15 protein-coding genes are annotated in these 17,572 nt (G+C 34.9%); 13 read left to right on the top strand and 2 right to left on the bottom strand.

Annotated features, from left to right (window positions below):
- Nucleotides 1–100 precede the first annotated feature (100 nt).
- The 10 genes from VUJ46_RS13885 (at nucleotide 101) to serS (ending at nucleotide 10,636) form a co-directional block, all read left to right on the top strand.
- Nucleotides 101–1,051 (top strand): MlaD family protein, encoded by a 951-nt coding sequence (locus tag VUJ46_RS13885; protein WP_326981346.1) that lies wholly within the window; start codon nucleotides 101–103, stop codon nucleotides 1,049–1,051.
- Nucleotides 1,052–1,062: 11 nt separating this feature from the next.
- Nucleotides 1,063–2,397 carry a (Fe-S)-binding protein gene (locus VUJ46_RS13880; RefSeq protein WP_326981345.1) on the top strand — a complete coding sequence of 445 codons (1,335 nt, stop codon included), beginning with the start codon at nucleotides 1,063–1,065 and terminating at the stop codon, nucleotides 2,395–2,397.
- A gap of 84 nt (nucleotides 2,398–2,481) precedes the next feature.
- Nucleotides 2,482–3,267 (top strand): (Fe-S)-binding protein, encoded by a 786-nt coding sequence (locus VUJ46_RS13875; protein WP_326981344.1) that lies wholly within the window; start codon nucleotides 2,482–2,484, stop codon nucleotides 3,265–3,267.
- A gap of 103 nt (nucleotides 3,268–3,370) precedes the next feature.
- Nucleotides 3,371–4,192 (top strand): FkbM family methyltransferase, encoded by an 822-nt coding sequence (locus VUJ46_RS13870; RefSeq protein WP_326981343.1) that lies wholly within the window; start codon nucleotides 3,371–3,373, stop codon nucleotides 4,190–4,192.
- 72 nt (nucleotides 4,193–4,264) lie between these two features.
- Nucleotides 4,265–4,753, top strand: a complete 489-nt coding sequence (locus VUJ46_RS13865; protein ID WP_326981342.1) for a hypothetical protein — start codon at nucleotides 4,265–4,267, stop codon at nucleotides 4,751–4,753.
- Nucleotides 4,754–4,757: 4 nt separating this feature from the next.
- The gene (locus VUJ46_RS13860; protein ID WP_326981341.1) at nucleotides 4,758–5,879 is read left to right on the top strand and encodes a glycosyltransferase family 4 protein; all 1,122 of its coding nucleotides are present in this window, start codon (nucleotides 4,758–4,760) and stop codon (nucleotides 5,877–5,879) included.
- Nucleotides 5,880–7,526 (top strand): hypothetical protein, encoded by a 1,647-nt coding sequence (locus VUJ46_RS13855; protein WP_326981340.1) that lies wholly within the window; start codon nucleotides 5,880–5,882, stop codon nucleotides 7,524–7,526.
- Nucleotides 7,527–7,529: 3 nt separating this feature from the next.
- Nucleotides 7,530–8,777, top strand: coding sequence for an oligosaccharide flippase family protein (locus tag VUJ46_RS13850; RefSeq protein ID WP_326981339.1), 1,248 nt, complete (start codon nucleotides 7,530–7,532; stop codon nucleotides 8,775–8,777).
- Nucleotides 8,778–8,797: 20 nt separating this feature from the next.
- Nucleotides 8,798–9,301, top strand: a complete 504-nt coding sequence (locus VUJ46_RS13845) for a hypothetical protein (RefSeq protein WP_326981338.1) — start codon at nucleotides 8,798–8,800, stop codon at nucleotides 9,299–9,301.
- A 66-nt stretch (nucleotides 9,302–9,367) separates the two neighbouring features.
- Complete coding sequence (gene serS, locus VUJ46_RS13840) at nucleotides 9,368–10,636, top strand: serine--tRNA ligase (RefSeq protein ID WP_326981337.1); 1,269 nt, start codon at nucleotides 9,368–9,370, stop codon at nucleotides 10,634–10,636.
- 410 nt (nucleotides 10,637–11,046) lie between these two features.
- Here the strand turns inward: serS and VUJ46_RS13835 are convergent, their stop codons facing one another.
- Together VUJ46_RS13835 and VUJ46_RS13830 are read right to left on the bottom strand one after the other, a co-directional pair.
- The gene (locus tag VUJ46_RS13835; protein WP_326981336.1) at nucleotides 11,047–11,943 is read right to left on the bottom strand and encodes a helix-turn-helix domain-containing protein; all 897 of its coding nucleotides are present in this window, start codon (nucleotides 11,941–11,943) and stop codon (nucleotides 11,047–11,049) included.
- The gene (locus VUJ46_RS13830; protein ID WP_326981335.1) at nucleotides 11,936–12,505 is read right to left on the bottom strand and encodes a GNAT family N-acetyltransferase; all 570 of its coding nucleotides are present in this window, start codon (nucleotides 12,503–12,505) and stop codon (nucleotides 11,936–11,938) included. Before VUJ46_RS13830 ends, VUJ46_RS13835 begins: the two co-directional genes overlap by 8 nt.
- 475 nt (nucleotides 12,506–12,980) lie before the next feature.
- Between VUJ46_RS13830 and VUJ46_RS13825 the strand changes: the two genes are divergently transcribed.
- From VUJ46_RS13825 to VUJ46_RS13815, 3 genes are all read left to right on the top strand, one after another.
- Nucleotides 12,981–13,382 carry a hypothetical protein gene (locus tag VUJ46_RS13825; RefSeq protein WP_326981334.1) on the top strand — a complete coding sequence of 134 codons (402 nt, stop codon included), beginning with the start codon at nucleotides 12,981–12,983 and terminating at the stop codon, nucleotides 13,380–13,382.
- Between the two features lie 110 nt (nucleotides 13,383–13,492).
- Nucleotides 13,493–15,499: a type VI secretion system Vgr family protein gene (locus tag VUJ46_RS13820; protein ID WP_326981333.1), complete on the top strand. Its 2,007-nt coding sequence runs from the start codon at nucleotides 13,493–13,495 to the stop codon at nucleotides 15,497–15,499.
- Nucleotides 15,500–15,502: 3 nt separating this feature from the next.
- Nucleotides 15,503–16,663, top strand: coding sequence for a hypothetical protein (locus tag VUJ46_RS13815; protein WP_326981332.1), 1,161 nt, complete (start codon nucleotides 15,503–15,505; stop codon nucleotides 16,661–16,663).
- The last annotated feature ends 909 nt before the right edge of the window (nucleotides 16,664–17,572 follow it).

Below are 17,572 nucleotides of genomic sequence, written 5' to 3'. Positions count from 1 at the left end.
GGCAAAGTTTTTGCCGCTTTTTTTGTATTTAACGCAGAGCAATAAAGAAAAACATTAATTTAAAATGTACTATATTTGCTCATTAGAAAAAAATTAGCAAGTGAAGTTCAGTAAAGAAATAAAAGCTGGTGTAATAGCACTTCTTGCCATCATTGGCTTTGTCGTGCTTTTTCAATTTATGAAAGGCAGGAGCCTTTTTACTACCGATAATATATTTTACGCAAAATATGATAACGTGGAGGGGCTGGCGCAGTCGTCTCCGGTTTCTATTAATGGGTTGAAAGTAGGGCAGGTTGACAAAATTATCCCTCGTACTTCTAAAACCGGTCATATCGATTTCATCGTAAAGATTACTGTTGATAACAGTTTTGAATTTTCAAAAAATTCAACGGTTGAGATCTTTGAACCGAGTTTAATGGGTGGCAAGGAAATGAGAGTCAACTTATCTTACGGGGGAGCTTCAGCAAAAGATGGTGATACATTGAAGGGAGCTTTCAAATTGGGGACGTTGGGAAGCCTTTCTTCTCAGGTTGGTCCGGTGAAAGATCAGTTGCAGAATGTTTTGTACAGAGTAGATTCTTTGATGTCCAGCGCAAACCAGGTGGTAAATGCTCAGAACAGAGAAGAAATCAGATTGTTATTGTCAAACCTGAATAAAACAGTGGGGGCTTTACAGACTACCGCCGGAAGCGTAAATTCATTAGTGGGGCACAACGATCCGAAACTTCAGAGAGTTTTGGATGATGCGAGTCTTACCATGCAAAGCGGTAAAACCACTTTAGATAAATACGGAAACTTAGCAGAAAGCATTGATACTAAAAAACTGAACGCAACGATTGCCAATTTAGATGCTACTGTTGGTCAATTGAACCAGGTAATTGGCGGTATTGACAAAGGACAGGGAAGTTTAGGTAAATTAATGAAGGATGAGCAGTTGTATAATAACTTAAATTCTGCATCTACCAATTTAAATTCATTAATTGAAGATATGAAAGCCAATCCGAAGAGATACATTAACTTCTCGGTTTTCGGAAAGAATAACAAAGACTAAACTGATATGCCATGCAATATATCGATAATATTATTTTTCTGATTTTATTGGTTGCAGGTTTTGGGCTTTTTGCAAAAAGTCTGCAGAAGATCTATAGAAACATCAGATTAGGCCGGGAAATCAACCGAAACGATAGGAAAGGAGAGCGTTGGGAAACCATGGCACGGGTTGCAATGGGACAAAGCAAAATGACGGTTCGTCCTGTAGCCGGAGTTTTACACCTTTTCGTATACGTTGGTTTTGTGATCATCAATATCGAACTGGTAGAAATCATCGTTGATGGTATCTTTGGAACACATCGTTTTTTATCCACCATTTTCGGACATACATTTTATAATTTCTTCACGGCAACATTAGAAGTGTTAGCACTTTTAGTGGTGATTGGGGTGGTTGTTTTCTTTATTCGTAGAAATTTCTACGGGGTGAAAAGATTAACCATGAAAGAACTTTTCGGATGGCCAAAAAATGATGCCAACTGGATTCTGATCATTGAGTTTGCCTTAATGATGGCTTTCTTTAAAATGAATGCAGCTGATCATATTCTGCAATTGAGAGGTGTCCTTCCTGAGCATGGAAGTTTCCCTATCAGTGAAATGACACTTGTTCCATTTTTAGAAATTTTCAGTTTTGATAACGGATTTTTAATGTTTGTTGAAAAGGGAGCTTGGTGGTTTCACTTTGTGGGCATTCTTTTCTTCATGAACTACCTTTATTATTCAAAACATTTACATATCATTTTGGCTTTTCCAAGTACATGGTATGCAAATTTGGAGAAGAAAGGAAAATTCAACAATTTAGAATCAGTTACAAAGGAAATTAAGCTGATGATGGATCCCAATGCAGATCCTTACGCTGCTCCGGCAGAAGGTGATGCTGCAGAAGTTCCTTCAAAATTTGGGGCTGAAGATGTGTTTGACTTAAACCAAGTTCAGCTGTTAAATGCGTATTCCTGTACAGAATGCGGGCGTTGTACTTCAGTTTGTCCGGCGAATATTACCGGAAAGAAATTATCTCCGAGATTAATTTTAATGAAAACCAGAGACCGTTTGGAAGAAGTCGGTAGAAATATCGATAAAAACGGTAAGTTCGAAGACGACGGCAAAAAATTACTGAACGATTATATCACAAAAGAAGAACTTTGGGCGTGTACGACTTGTAATGCCTGTACAGAAGCTTGTCCTGTGTTATTAGATCCTCTTTCTATTATTTTTGAAATGAGAAGATTCCTGGTAATGGAGCAGTCTGCTGCGCCACAGGAATTGAATCTGATGATGACGAATGTTGAAAACAATGCTGCTCCCTGGCAGTATAATCAGGCAGACCGTTTGAACTGGGCAAATGATTAATTAATGTAACAATGCAAAAAATGTAACGATGTAACAATCATTGGTAAATTGCTACATTGGTATATTGCTAAATTGGTTTAAAAAATGGATTTCAATATAAAAACAATGGCAGAATTCGCTGCCGAAGGAAAATCGCCCGAAGTTTTATTTTGGGTGGGTTGTGCGGGAAGTTTCGACGACCGTGCCAAAAAAATTACGAAAGCATTTTGCAAAATAATGAACAATATTGGGGTTGACTTTGCTGTTTTGGGACAGGAAGAAAGCTGTACGGGAGATCCCGCCAAAAGAGCCGGAAACGAATTCGTTTTCCAGATGATGGCGCTTACCAATATTGAAGTTCTGAATATGTATGAGGTAAAAAGAATCGTGACGGCTTGTCCACACTGTTTTAATACCCTTAAAAATGAATATCCAAGCTTGGGAGGACATTATGAGGTTCTTCACCATACGCAGTTTCTGAAGAAATTAATGGAAGAAGGAAGGCTGAAAATTGAAGGCGGTGCTTTCAAAGGAAAGAAAATCACTTTCCATGATCCTTGTTATTTAGGAAGAGCAAACGACGAGTATGAGGCGCCAAGACTTCTATTGGAAAAACTGGATGCTGAACTGGTTGAAATGAAACGTTGTAAAACCAACGGACTTTGTTGTGGGGCTGGTGGAGCCCAGATGTTTAAAGAGCCTGAAAAAGGAAATAAAGACATCAATATCGAAAGAACAGAAGAGGCTTTGTCTTTTGAACCTAAAGTAATTGCTACAGGTTGTCCGTTCTGTAACACGATGATGACAGATGGGGTGAAACACTTCAATAAAAATGAAGAAGTTGCCGTAAAAGATATCGTAGAACTTCTTGCCGAGGCAGAAGATTTGTAGGAAAAGCAATGTAAAAAAATAGACGTAAAACCCAGGAGTAATCCTGGGTTTTATTGTTTTAAGGCTAAATTTAAACTAACTTGCACCTCATATAAAATCCGGTATGAGAAGTATTCTGGCTTCGTTTTTTAGATTTGTTTTAAGTTTCAGTTTTTTTAAACAGAAGTATTTTGCCTTTCATAAATATATTTTTAATCCATATCAACTCTTTAGAGGGGTTAAAAAAGAGGTGCTCTACAGCGATTCTATAAAGCTTCATTTAAATCTTGAAGACTGGATTCAGCAGCAGATTTATTTTCTTGGTGATTACGAGAAAAATGAGATCGATTATCTTTATTCCCACCTGAAAAAAGGAGATACTTTTATTGATATTGGTGGAAATATTGGACTTTTCTCTTTAAATGCGTCTAAAATTATTGGAAACGAAGGAAATATAGTTGCTTTTGAAGCTTTTACACCGAATTATCATCAGTTTAACCATCATGTTTCCATCAATCATTTGCAAAATATTACCTTGGAGCATCTTGCCATTGCAGATCGAAAAAGCTTTATTGAGATTCTGTATAACGATGCCTACAACAATGTGGGAATGGCTTCTTCTTTTTTGGAGGAATACACTGCAAAAGAGCGTGTGGAAAGCATCAGTTTAGATGAGTACGTAAGAGAGAAACAGATTTCTAAGATCGATTTAATTAAAATTGATATCGAAGGAGGAGAATTTGCAGCTTTAAAAGGAATGAGTAACGTTCTTGAGCATTATCAGCCTAAAATAGTAATAGAAATAAACAATATTGCTTTAAAAAGCTCGCATCATAGTGAAGAGGAATTAATTTCATTATTGACTGCAAAGGGCTATAATAAGACAAAAATATTAAGTCAAAACGAAAGTTCTTATAATGCTGTCTTTGAATTTCAGGAGTTATAGCAAGTAATCTTCACAAATTGTAAAACTTTTGTTTGAATAAAAAATCGTAATTTTATATAAAATTTTTCTAAGATGAAAATTGAAGAATCCAGTATTGTAGAAACAAACGACTATAGAGTCATTATATATCCTGCGTCCAGACCTTTTGAAACAAAAGAAGCAAAAGCGATCACCGAAAAATTATTCGATTTCCTAGCCACTTGGGCAGCTCACGGAAAGCCGCTTTCCTCGTCTTTTAAGATTGAGAAAAATCAATTTATCGTTATATGTGTGGATGAGGAAAAAGAGACGGCATCTGGTTGCAGCATTGATGCTTTAGGGAAAATCATGAGAGAAATTGATGAGCAATATCAACTGGGCCTATTTGACCGAATGAAAGCAAGCTTTGTAGAAAATGGAGACGTGAAAACATTGAAACTTATCGATTTTAAAAATAAGATCAGAAGTGGAGAATTATCTAAAGATATTCAGGTTTTTGATTTCTCTAAAAATACTTATCTGGATTTCTTAGGTCATTTTCTTTTACCATTCGAAAAAAGCTGGGCTGTATCCATAAAATAATCTTTTGAAAATACTTTTTATCTCCTCATGGTTTCCGAATAAACTGGAACCCACAAACGGTAATTTCGTACAACGTCATGCGGAAGCGGTTTCGCTGTTGCATGACGTTGAAATTCTGCATGTAATAGGAGATTTTAATCAGAAAGAAGTATTTGTTTTTGATGATAAATTGGTGAATGGAATTCGAACACAAATCATTTATTACAAAAATTCAAAAAATCCGGTTCAGAATTTTTTACGGAGGATGAAAGCGTATAAAATAGGCTTTTCAAAAATGCAGAAGCCTGATGTGGTGCACGCTAATGTGCTTCATAACAATATGCTTTTTGCGGTGTATCTAAAAAAGAAATTGGGAATTCCGTTTGTTTTAACGGAGCACTGGACCGCTTTACAGCAGGATAATTTATCGAAAACATCAGGTAATATTAAGAGAATTGCAAAATATATTGCAAAAAATGCAGGCTATATTCTCCCGGTAAGCAATAATTTAAAAGAAAGCCTTGAGATTTTAGGGATAAAAACTCCGATGAAGGTCATTTCAAATGTCGTGGATACGGAACTTTTTGATATTAAACCTTCTATGGATTCCTCAGAAACGGTAAAATTTTTGCACGTTTCAAGTCTTATTCCGCGAAAGAGACCCCAGGATATTATTAAAACAATACATTCTTTACATCAAAACGGCTATTCCGTCAGTTTAGAAATTGGCGGCGATGGCGATACGGATTCTTTAAGAAATTTAGTAAAATCAATAAATGCTGAATCTTATATTAAAATTTTCGATGAAATAAGTTATAAGGAAGTCGCTGAAAAAATGCAGAATTCCGACTATTTTATTTTATTCAGTGAAAATGAAACCCAAGGTTGCGTAATTTTAGAATCCTATGCGTGCGGAAAACCAGTTATATCAACAAGAGTAGGTGGCGCTGCCGAGTTTATTTTGGATGGTTTAGGTATTGGGGTTGAAAAGAATAATATTGATCAATTGTATGCAACATTAGAAAAGATTTACAAAAAAGAATGTTCTTTTAATGAAAATACGAAGATCAGAGAATTTATTACGGAAAATTATTCAAGAGAAGCAATTGCCCGTCAGTTCACCGAAATTTATCAGAAAGTTATATAAATGGCATTAGGTTTTTCTGTTTTTATTCATGAAGATCAGGTTCAAATTACTCATTATTTTGAGCAGGGAACTTACGATTCCGTATTTATGGAAACTCCTGAAGTTACCATTATACTGGAAGGAATTATTCTGAATAAAAAAGATTTACTTAAAAATTCATCGCTCAGTTTTCAGGATGATGTATTGAAACGATATGCTGAAAAAGGTTGGAAGCTTCTTCAGGACTTAGAAGGAGAATTCAGAGGTTGTATTTGGGATAAAAATACCCGAAAAGTTTTGATTTTTACCAATCCCACGTCCACACAGCGTGTTTTCTATGCTAAAATAGACAATCAGGTTTTTGCGGATTCAGATTTGGTTCGATTAAGCAAAACGATTAAAGGTAAAGATATTTCCATCAATCCGGATATGACCTCGGTCTATCAGCTGTTGGCGATTGGAAACCTTTTGGAAAACAGAACGCCTATTGAAGGGGTTTATAAAGTTAAAGATGCTCATTTTGTAGAAATTAATTGTGAAAATTATTCTTTAACGGAAAAAGAATATTTTAATGTTTCAGGGATTGAATATTATACTAATAAAAAGGAAAATGCTGTTGATGATATTCATGAAATCTTTACAGAATCGGTAAGATGGGAATATGATAAAGATTTGGAACTCGGTACTTCTTCTTTAGCATTTTTAAGCGGGGGACTGGATAGCAGAATGGCGATGTTTTATGCGATTAAGAATAAATTTGACATAGGTTGTGCTTTATGTTTTTCACATTCCGGATATTTTGACGAAACCATTTCCCGAAAAATTGCAGCGGATTATCAATTGAATTACGAGTTTATTCCTTTGGATAGCGGAACTTTTCTCAAGCAAATAGATGAGCTTACGGCCATTTCTGAAGGAACAAGTCTGTATTCTGGTGGAATTCACGTTCAGTACGCGTTAGATCAGCTCTCTTTTCAGGATTTTAATATTTTTCATGGCGGCCAGATTGGGGATGGTATTTTAGGGGGATTTAATTCTGAACCTGTAAGAAAAGGACCATCAGAATATAAAATTGTCGTCAATCAGAATTTCCTTCCAAAGATTCAGTCTGATCTGAAAAATATAATGTCAAATTACGAAAGAGAAGAAATATTTTTACTTCAGAATTTGGCCTATAACCGAACGGTTTTGGGCGTTCAGGTTTTGCAGCCGAGAGGCTATCTTATTTCTCCTTTTATGACCAAAGATTTTATCAAACTGTCAGTAAGCCTTCCTGAAGAATGGAAATTCGGTCACAAATTTTATCTGGAATGGCTTTCAAAACATTGTAAGGAAGCCGAAAAATATACTTGGGAAAGAACTTTAATGAAACCAGATGCATTCTGGAAAGTAAAGTTTGGAGAAAAATATGTGAAGAACGGATATCTGGCATTCTTTAATAAAATTTTGCGTTCTCCTGAAAAAGCGAGCATGTATCCTTATCAGTATTATTTTGATTCCACACCGGGAATTCAACAGTATTATCAGAATTATTTTAATGAAAATATCGGAAGATTAGAATTTTATCCCGAATTGCTTTTGGAGGTTTCTGATCTGTTTTCTCAAAAAACATTTTATCACAAATGTCAGGCGATCAATATTTTATCCATTTTTAAGCTGTATTTTTAATGAATGAAAGGCGGATGGCAATTTCTAAAGAACTTTTTCAGTAATCAGGGACAGTATGTTCTTGTTTCTCTGTTGATTGGGAAGATTTGTGCTTTTCTGTCTTCTTTATTCATTATTAAATTGTTACCGGAAAAAGATTTCGGTGTGATGAGCATTGTTGCGGCTTTGTTTTCAGCTTTTGCTTCATGCACAGGGTTGGGAAGTTATCAGAGTTTATTACGTTTCGGATCGTTGGCAGAAAGTGATATTGTCAAGAAAAATTTATCGGGCTATCTTTTGGTTAAAGGCTTTATTTATCAGATGATTCTTACTTTAATTTTCCTTGCATGCAGTATTTTTTATATTGAAAAATATGAGGATATTTTCTGGATATTTTTATTTTTTTCTATTCGTTTTGTTGGATTTTATTTTTTCTATTTTATTCAGTCTGAATTAAGAATCAATCAAAAAAACAGAGAATTTGCGAGGCTTAATAATGTGGTGAATGTTGTAGGATTGGCTATTTTACTTGTTTTGAGTTACTATTTTCAGCTAAAAGGATATTTGATAGCCATTGCTTTAGCACCGTTTTTATCTTTATTCTGGCTAAAAATTTCAGATTTTTCAAAAACAGATCTGCCTTCAGTTTTTAATTCTAAGGAAATCTGGCAATATGCCATTCATACATCAGGCACCACTATTTTGTCGGATGCGTTGTTTTCTGCGGATATTTTGCTGTTAGGATTTTTATTGAATGAAAATGCAGTAGCCGGTTACCGCGTTGCCATTTTGATTCCTTCCAATGTGACGTTTTTAGCGTTGGCTTTCATGCAAAGTGATTTTCCTGTTTTGGCTAAAAATCATAATGACAAAATATATCTTAAAAACTACATATCAGGGTATTATAAGCTTTTTGTTCCTTTGTGCATCGGGATTTTTATCATCTGCTCGACTTTAAGTAAATTCATTTTGAAAATTTTATTTAACGAAAAATATTCGGAGAATTACATTTTATTCATTCTTTTCATGTTTACATTTCTGATGAATATTCTGTACAGAAATTTATATGGAAATTTGCTTTCTGCGGCGGGAAAAATGTCTTTGAATACAAAAACATCATTGTTTTCTCTGATTTTACTAGTTGTTTTAGCCTTTATTTTAGTTCCGCAATATGAAATTCTGGGAATGACCATTAGTGTTGGTCTTACCTTGCTGATTTCAGGGTTTATTCTTGCGTACTTCTTTCATAAATACCTTAAAGAATTAAAATAAGTTTTTATCTTTGTCGAATAATGAAAAATGTAGTCTTCGGAATATTGGTCATATTTTTCGCACTTCTAAGCTGTAGAAGTGACGATGACTCTTTGCAGAAAATAGATCAGTTATTCAATCTTTACATGAAAAACAACGCAGGACAGGATTTACTGAACAGTAAAAAGTCGGGTTCTTTTACCACCATTTCTATGAATGATGTAAATGGTACCGCAGATGTTGCTCCGGTTACTTTTTCATTAAAAATGACTACGGACTCTATTTACTATATTGAATATCTTGCCGGCGCAAAGCGGGTAACCCTGGATTCCATCAGTCCTGAAGACAGAACCTATCAGTCGGAGATTGACGTTACCTTAACGAGGCCACTTACAGATTCAACCAACGTTTCGATTGTCGACAGGCTTAAAATTCAATACCACTGGACACCCTCCTTATTTGAGGTCTCGAAAGTTTTTTATAACGATGAACTAAAGTTCACGAAGGAGCCAAATGTTCCGAATGTCGTGACTATCGTAAAATAATTTTATACATTTGCATAACTGTTGGCATTCTGATGCTAACTTTCTAATAACTAACATCTAAATAAAATGTTACAAGTCAATTTTTTGCGCGACAATAAGGAACGCGTTTTAGAAGGTCTTCAAAAAAGACAATTCAAGAATCTTGAGTTGGTAGACGAGGCTATTGCTACTGACGAAGAAAGAAAAAAAATTCAGTTTGAATTAGACTCCCAGCTTTCCGAAATCAACAGAATCTCCAAAGAGATCGGTTTGTTGATGAAAGAAGGGAAAAAAGAAGAAGCTGAAGCATCGAAATCTAAAACAGCACAATACAAAGAGTCGACGTCCGAATTGAAAGTTCAGCTGGATGTTAAAGAAAAAGCTTTGCTTGAGATCTTATACCAAATCCCGAATATCCCAAATGAATTGGTGAAAAGCGGTGCTTCTGCAGATGATAACGAAATTATTTTCCAGTCTCACGAAGTAGAAGGGCTAGTAGAAGGCGCCATTCCTCACTGGGAATTAGCTAAAAAATACAACCTGATCGATTTTGAATTGGGGGTAAAAATTGCCGGAGCAGGTTTCCCTGTTTATCTTGGAAAGGGAGCGAGATTGCAAAGAGCTTTGGTTCAGTATTTTCTGGATAAAAATATAGAGAAAGGTTATACGGAAGTAAATCCGCCTCACGTAATTAACGAAGCTTCAGGATACGGTACTGGTCAGTTGCCGGATAAAGAAGGGCAAATGTATTATGTAACTGAAGATAAATTATATCTGATCCCAACGGCTGAAGTTCCGGTAACGAATCTATACCGTGATGTTTTGTTGGAAGAAAAAGATCTTCCGATTAAAAATACGGCATTTTCTCAGTGTTACAGAAGAGAAGCTGGAAGCTACGGAGCGCATGTAAGAGGTTTGAACCGTCTTCACCAGTTTGAAAAGGTTGAAATTGTAAGAATTGAGAAGCCAGAAAATTCTTACACCGTTTTGGAAGAAATGGTTGAGCATATCAAGGAAATTCTGACTGATCTTGAGCTTCCTTACAGAGTGTTGAGACTTTGTGGCGGAGATACCGGTTTTGCGTCTGCAATGACTTATGATTTTGAGGTTTGGAGTGCTGCTCAGGAAATGTGGCTGGAAGTAAGTTCAGTTTCTAACTTTGAGACTTTCCAGTCTAATAGATTGAAGTGCCGTTACAAAGCCGACGGAAAATCTCAGTTGGTTCACACATTGAACGGTTCTGCAATGGCTTTGCCGAGAATTATGGCGGCTTTGCTGGAGAACAATCAAACGGAAGAAGGCATTAGGCTTCCTAAAAAGATTGCTGAATATGCAAGATTTGATGTGATTAGTTAAATCACTTTACATAAAAAATAAACCCTCTGAATTCAGAGGGTTTATTATTTGTATTGACTTTCTTCTAAATGCTTTTTCTAACCGGGATTAGAATGAGCAATTTTCTTTATACAAATTTTCATGATTATTAGTTTTTTTGGATGAAATTTTAAATCTAAATAGGCAGACCATATTTATAGTTGTGTTTTTTTCAATGAATCTTACAATTAGCAGATGCAATTCATTTAGTTTAAAATTACCAGATAAGGCGAAGAAAATCTTTACAACATTTCCAATTTTTTGTGTTGTGCTTTATTCTGACGCAAACATATCACGGAAAATCTGAATGTTAAAATTTATAACCCTTAAGCTATACCTTAAATCTCTAAGGGTAGCCTCTAAGGGTTTTTATTTAATTGAATAATAGCGTTTTATGCAATTATTGAGTCCCGGTAAACCTTACTCAATTCTTTGATTTCTTTCTTGCTTTTGATCTCCGCTTTTTTGTAAATATTCGATAAATGAGCGGATAATGTCTTTTCCGAAATATGGAGCATACTGCTGATTTCTGCATATTTCAGGTTAGGGTTTTCCAAAAGTAATTTTAAAATTTCGGTTTCGCGAACAGAAAGCTTTTCGAAAGGAATGTGTTTTTTCATTTCTTTTTTTCGCAAACCATAAAGGAAAAAATCCACAGCAACGACAAAAAAACCAACGCTGAAAGAAGTCTGTTCAATAAACTGATCATCACCAAAAATTAAAATCGTGACCGGCAGAGAAATTAACCCGAAAAATGCGAAAATTCCGGCAATATCATGAAACCTGAATACTTTGGTTTTACGGGTCTTGTATTTGATGGCCTGCTGTTTAATAACCACAATAGCCGCCAAAATAAATAAAGCTAAGAAAAAGCTAAGAAAAAATATTCTCGATATTTCCAGAGATCCCGTCATGGTGTAGGGAAGTATAAACAATAAAATCAGGGTGATGCAGGCAAACATCCCAATAGAACTTAAAGAGAATCTCTTAAAGAAAACAAGGTCGTATTCGTTTTTGATGTAAATAAAATAATGCAAGGCAACGGCTAAGCCTACGATCCAGGCGCAAATATTTTGTGAAATAACATTTACACCGAAACGATCATCCGGTAAAAGCCCTTCCACCACATTGTAAATAATCCCGGAAATGACCAATCCCAGAAATTTGAGAAAAAAATTCCGGTCTCTTCTTTTCCACACAAAAAACAACTGTACAGAAATAATGATCAGAAGAACGGTAAAGATCAGTATATTAATAAATGTGCTGAGGTAAATTTCAGTATTAAACATATTTCAGAAAATAAAGTGGATAGTCCAGTTCAAAGGTCTCGTGGAAAATGGTAAACCCATTTTTTTTATAGAATGCCCGGTTTTCAGGAGTCGTTGTTTCAACATAAATAAGTTCTCCTTCGTAAAGTTCCAGTGTTTCTTGCAGTAGCTTCGTACCGATACCTGTTCCTTGTTCGGTGGGAATAACTCCCATCAGCCATAAGTGTACAAATTTCTCTTTTGGATGGTAATGGCTTAATAATTTTTCTCTTGTTAAGACATTGAAGATATTTTCAACCCCAATACACTGAAATAAAAGTTTGGCTTCCAGAATAGTTTTTTTGAGTCCTGAACCCTTATTTTCAAGGTATAAAACACAGCCTTTTTCATCATCACTAAGAAAGACTTTTCCAAAAAGCATAGAGATATCAAACTGATATTCCATCAACGCTTTCAGTCTTTTTTCGCGGTTTCCCGATTTTTTGACCACAAAGTTGATCGAATTGGGAATAAGTACATCTATAAATGCTTTACACAATATATCTACGACCTTGGCTCTATCTTGGTTGTCGGCCTTTCTCATTCAGTTATTTTTTCAAATGTACTGAAATATCAAAGCGTTTGCAATTCATTTTGAATAAGATAAGGTGATTTTAAGGTGAATTTAAATGAAAAGTTGGTGATTAAGCAATTTTATCTTTTTAATGACTTGAATTTGATGGATAAAATATGCTTAATGGAAGGGAAGAGGGAGGTTGGGAGTTTTTTTTTCATTGAATTCACGTTAATTTAAAAATAATTTTGGTTTATTCATTTATTGATGAAAATAAAAAATCAAAATGAAAATAATGCTGTGATTTATTTCCTAATAAATAGTAAAAAAGTGAATGCCTCCTAAAAAAGTCAGCTCTGAAATTTTTATTTGCAATGTATTTCCTATATTTGAGATAAGAGATTGGGAATTAAATATTTTGATATTCAGTAGTTTATTGTCATGGGTTTAATAATCGAAAAATAAACTGACTTTTCCGAATCAATACTTATAAAAAACACATATCATGATTGAAGATCAAGAATACCATTGGCATAATACCCGTACGAATAACAGATTGTATCAGGGGGAGGAAATTAATATTCAGGCTTATCGCGGGGAACAAATGTTTATTTATAACCATTTTGCCGAAAAGCACTTTTCTTACTATAATAAAACCAATCATCTTATTTTTTGTGACGGACCCAATATCATGACCAATCGAGGCAGTAACTTTACCTGCGGATGGTCTCAAAAGCGGTATCCTTTGCGCTATGTCGGTGATTCCATTAATTACGATGACGGAAGCATTGCCATTATGCTAGAGGAAAAAGATCTCAGAGAACTGCTTGAAGAAACTTTTTTCCTTCCCCATCAGCCCAGATTTTACAATTTCTTAAATGACGAATTACTCTTACTCAAATGGTAAGAGCAGCCGATTTGTTTAATTTATGAATGGTATTTCAGTTCTATAAAGACTGGAACTGATGATGGGTAACAATCAGATATTTAAAATTAATTCTAAAAAAACACCAAAGTATGGAAGACAATCCCAACAATCCCAACGAGGATTACGAAAACGACGGCAATTTCGAAAATAACGGTTCTCAGGAAACCGGCAAAAACGAGAATGACGATGAAAGATATTACAATTCGGATTTCGGAAGGCTGAACCATCCTGACGATATGAAGAAATATTTTTCCTTCAAGACATTTCAGGATTTTCTGGATGATAAAAAAAATCCCGTGGTCTACTGCCTGCTGAGCATGGACGGAAAACCTTTTCTGGAAAAATCTTCTTATTCTGTGAATCTGGATCAGGTGACCAATGGTCACGACCGTTTTACCATTACGGTCCCCGACGACGCGCTGGACAGCTTTTCGGGATATCTGATGGAAAATTCTAAAAATATTCTGGGAAAAACGGTGACCATCCTTCTCCACCGCTACGGAAAGACACGCCAGGTATTTGTGGGAATCATCTGCAATGTAAGAAACAGAAAGGAAAACGGTTACGGAAGCCTTTATATTACAGGGTATTCTCCTACCATTCTGCTGGAAAGCGGTAAAAACTGCCGGAGTTTTGAAAGAAAAACGCTGGAGCAGATCGTAAAGGAAGTGACCTCGGAGCATCCACAGGAAACCCGGGTGCTTGTGGAGTTTCCCAATACAGATTATATTCTTCCCTATACGGTACAGTATAAAGAATCGGATTATGAGTTTCTCCAGAGAATGGCCACGCGCTTCGGGGAATATTTTTATTACAACGGGCAGCAGCTGGTGTTGGGAAATAAAGTTGAGGCGATGATTAAGGTGGAGGAAAACATCGACCTTATCGATGCCGAATTTGAGATGACTATCAAACCCCAGCATTTTGGGTATTCGGCGTATGATGTCCAGGCGGGTGAACAGATCGGTTATCTTTCCCATACCGCCCAGCGTCAGTATAAAGACAACCATTTTCAGGCGGTGGCAATCAATGCCTCGAATGAGGTGTATACGAAACCATCGGGTATGTTCTACAACCACACGGGAATATCGGACAGCACCTCGCGGGAGCTGAAGGAATCGGTGCGCCGGGAGCGCGAAAACCGTGAAAATCTGGTCATGGTAAGAGGTCGGAGCAGGGATCCGAGGCTGAAGATCGCAGGACGTGCCCAGCTGGTGGACATCAATAACAACCCTATGGAAACCTACCGGATCATCGAGATCAAGCATTACCACGACGGTAATGAATACTACAACGAGTTTGTGGGCATTCCGGATTTGTATAATGCACCATATCAGGACTCGGAAGCCGTTCCTTTGGGAGAAGAACAGATGGCAAGAGTGATCGACAATAATGACCCGATGGGATTCGGAAGAGTGCGCGTACAGTTTTCGTGGCAGGAGAGGAAGGGAGATAAATCGCCGTGGATAAGGGTAGTTCAGGCTCATTCTGGAAGTGGAAAAGGTTTTCATTTTATTCCTGAAATTGGCGAAGAAGTGATGATTGGTTTTGAGTCTCAAAATGCAGAAAAGCCTTTTGTGGTGGGGACGCATTATAATGGAAGTGAAACGAGCTCCTATCATACTTCCGGAAACGATAAAAAGGTGATCCACACGCGTTCAGGAACGAAAATTATCCTGAATGATGGTGAAGGCAGTGTTTTTATTGAAGACCCAAGCGGGAATACGTATTTGATGGATGGGCAGGGGAATATTGAGGTGAGTGCACCGAAGAATATGACGTTTACGGCGGGAGAGAATGTTACAATAACCGCAGGAATGAATATCACGTCTAATGCGGGAGTGAACATCTCTGAAACCGCAGGAGTCAGCCATATAAGTTTTGCGGGTGGAATGATGATTCAGAATGCAACTTTAGATTATATGTTGAATGCTACAAATATTACTAAGATTGCCTCTGAGAATTATTCTTATGAAGCGAATGATATTTATAAAAATGCTACTGAAAACATTGACGTAGTTGCGGGAAAGGATTTTATACAGAGTAGTGAGACAACTATTCACAATTTGTCAGGAGAACAAAGCTATAATTCATAAGATATGGAAGCAGAAAATAGACAAGGTAAAATACAGATTTTTGCCAAAAATATAATTGGTAAAGCAAAGGGAGAAATACTTGAAGAGAGTAAGAAAACGACCAACTCAGCAGGATTAAAACACATCCAAAGTGGTAAAGAAAGCGGAGTACATAATGGGAATAACCGAGCTAGAAAAATATCTTTAGAATTAAGAGTTGTAAAAATAGACGGCCCTTTCGATGAAAATAATAAAAAAATTGAAACAATTGAAAAAAACAAATGGTATACATATAAAGTCGCACAGTTTACTAGAGAACCTACAAAAAATGAATTACAGAATCTTCGGTGGGGAATAAGATATGATGATAAAACAATTAATGAATTGAAAGATGTTTCCTGTAAAGGCTATAAAGAAATTACACATAAAATCTTGGAAAATAATGACTTTTCTAAATTTAAAATCTATGCTTATTTTAGATCTCCTGAGGAAAATGTAAGTACGTTGGTAAATCTAAAAAAATGTTTATGTAATTGTCCCAAGCCCGAAGAAAATTTTCCTTACTCAGAAAATACATTTAATAAAATTAAGGAAATTGCTCCTTTGGTTGAATATTATTCAAATAAATATTCTGTTCCACCAGTGGCTGTTGCAGGATCAATTGCTGATGAGTATAATATTATTAATGAAAGTGACAAGGCAAAGTTTATAAATTGGTTGCAAGATGATATTTTAGTAAATTTTATGCCAAATTTTGCCATTGAATTTGATGTATATATAGGCGGAACTTCAAAATTGAATAATGCAGCAAAACATGATTTAGGGATTGGAAATATTAAACTTGAAACTGCAAAAAAACTATATGATCAATACAAATCAGAGTTTAAAAGGAGTGACTTAAACTATAAAGATATTGTAAATTATATACAATCAAATGAAGGAACAGTTCATTTAGCTACATTAGTAATAAAAAAAGCACAAGGGTTATTTGAAAAATATGTTTCAGGTTATTGTGATTGTAAAAAAGAAGCTGTGTACGTAACATATTATAAACAAGGAGATTTATATTTAAAGAAATTTTTAACAGCAAAAAAAAATAATCCAAACCATAAAATATCCCCTGGCGAGGGATGTAGAGTAAGTTTACAAAGAAAAAAAATTATAAAATTCTTTAGTTTAGATTAAAACATGTTATGCAAAATTTTATAATCTACTCAATAATAATATTAATAGTATCATTTCTCTTTTTTATATATAATAAGAAAAAGAAAGTATTTTTACTTGTTTCTATTAATATATTTACTTTCATGATAATATTAATTTCGTTGATTTCAATTTTGAAATTAAATATTTATATATTTTCCGCTGTCTGTATATTTATTTACATAATTGGTTTAAATACTCTAAATTATTTGATTAGTAAAAATGAAGTTATAAAAAACAATTACTTAAAGTTTAATTTAATTTTTTATTTTGCCTCAAGCTTGTGGTTCTTTTTACTGTCTTTCATAATATTAATCTTCGGTATTTTAACTGATACCCCTGGCTTGTGAAAATTGTTATTTATTTCGATTCGAAGTTTAAATGAGAGTAGTTTATAGATATTATTAGATAAAGCAAGATAAAGGAAAGGTCATTAGTTTACAACGACTAGATAAATTTCTAAGTAAATTGAAATAATATGGAGTTCTTGGTTCTATTTATTTTTATGTGTTATTATAGTTTGACCTATTTTTTAGGAGCTCATTTCAAAAAAGTTCTAATTGTTTCATTGTCATTATATATAATAGGTATATCATACTTTTTAAATCCTTTACCTTCAAAAATTTGGGAAATAATTGTAGATATATTTATGGTACTCATATTTTGCATAGAAACATATTTTATACATAGTCTTGTTTATAAAACAAAATACAATTTTCCTATTTATATCATCTTAACAATGATTGCCACTATTATTTTAGGCTTTATAAATTTATTTGTCCTATTATTAATTGGTTTATCACTGAATTTAGAAGGTTTGTAAAAACCGTTGCTGATTTTGATCCAAAAAGTATATTATGGGAATAATAAATAAAAAATTAAGGATCTGAG

Origin of the sequence: Chryseobacterium sp. MYb264, from assembly GCF_035974275.1 — a bacterium.
GTDB lineage: Bacteria > Bacteroidota > Bacteroidia > Flavobacteriales > Weeksellaceae > Chryseobacterium.
This window is presented reverse-complemented; position numbering and strand designations above follow the sequence as displayed.

Coding starts and splice junctions, on each gene's coding strand:
- VUJ46_RS13880 (WP_326981345.1), top strand. CDS start 1,063: ATGCAATATATCGATAATATTATTTTTCTGATTTTATTGGTTGCAGGT.
- VUJ46_RS13875 (WP_326981344.1), top strand. CDS start 2,482: ATGGATTTCAATATAAAAACAATGGCAGAATTCGCTGCCGAAGGAAAA.
- VUJ46_RS13870 (WP_326981343.1), top strand. CDS start 3,371: ATGAGAAGTATTCTGGCTTCGTTTTTTAGATTTGTTTTAAGTTTCAGT.
- VUJ46_RS13865 (WP_326981342.1), top strand. CDS start 4,265: ATGAAAATTGAAGAATCCAGTATTGTAGAAACAAACGACTATAGAGTC.
- VUJ46_RS13855 (WP_326981340.1), top strand. CDS start 5,880: ATGGCATTAGGTTTTTCTGTTTTTATTCATGAAGATCAGGTTCAAATT.
- VUJ46_RS13850 (WP_326981339.1), top strand. CDS start 7,530: ATGAAAGGCGGATGGCAATTTCTAAAGAACTTTTTCAGTAATCAGGGA.
- VUJ46_RS13845 (WP_326981338.1), top strand. CDS start 8,798: ATGAAAAATGTAGTCTTCGGAATATTGGTCATATTTTTCGCACTTCTA.
- serS (WP_326981337.1), top strand. CDS start 9,368: ATGTTACAAGTCAATTTTTTGCGCGACAATAAGGAACGCGTTTTAGAA.
- VUJ46_RS13835 (WP_326981336.1), bottom strand. CDS start 11,943: ATGTTTAATACTGAAATTTACCTCAGCACATTTATTAATATACTGATC.
- VUJ46_RS13830 (WP_326981335.1), bottom strand. CDS start 12,505: ATGAGAAAGGCCGACAACCAAGATAGAGCCAAGGTCGTAGATATATTG.
- VUJ46_RS13825 (WP_326981334.1), top strand. CDS start 12,981: ATGATTGAAGATCAAGAATACCATTGGCATAATACCCGTACGAATAAC.
- VUJ46_RS13820 (WP_326981333.1), top strand. CDS start 13,493: ATGGAAGACAATCCCAACAATCCCAACGAGGATTACGAAAACGACGGC.
- VUJ46_RS13815 (WP_326981332.1), top strand. CDS start 15,503: ATGGAAGCAGAAAATAGACAAGGTAAAATACAGATTTTTGCCAAAAAT.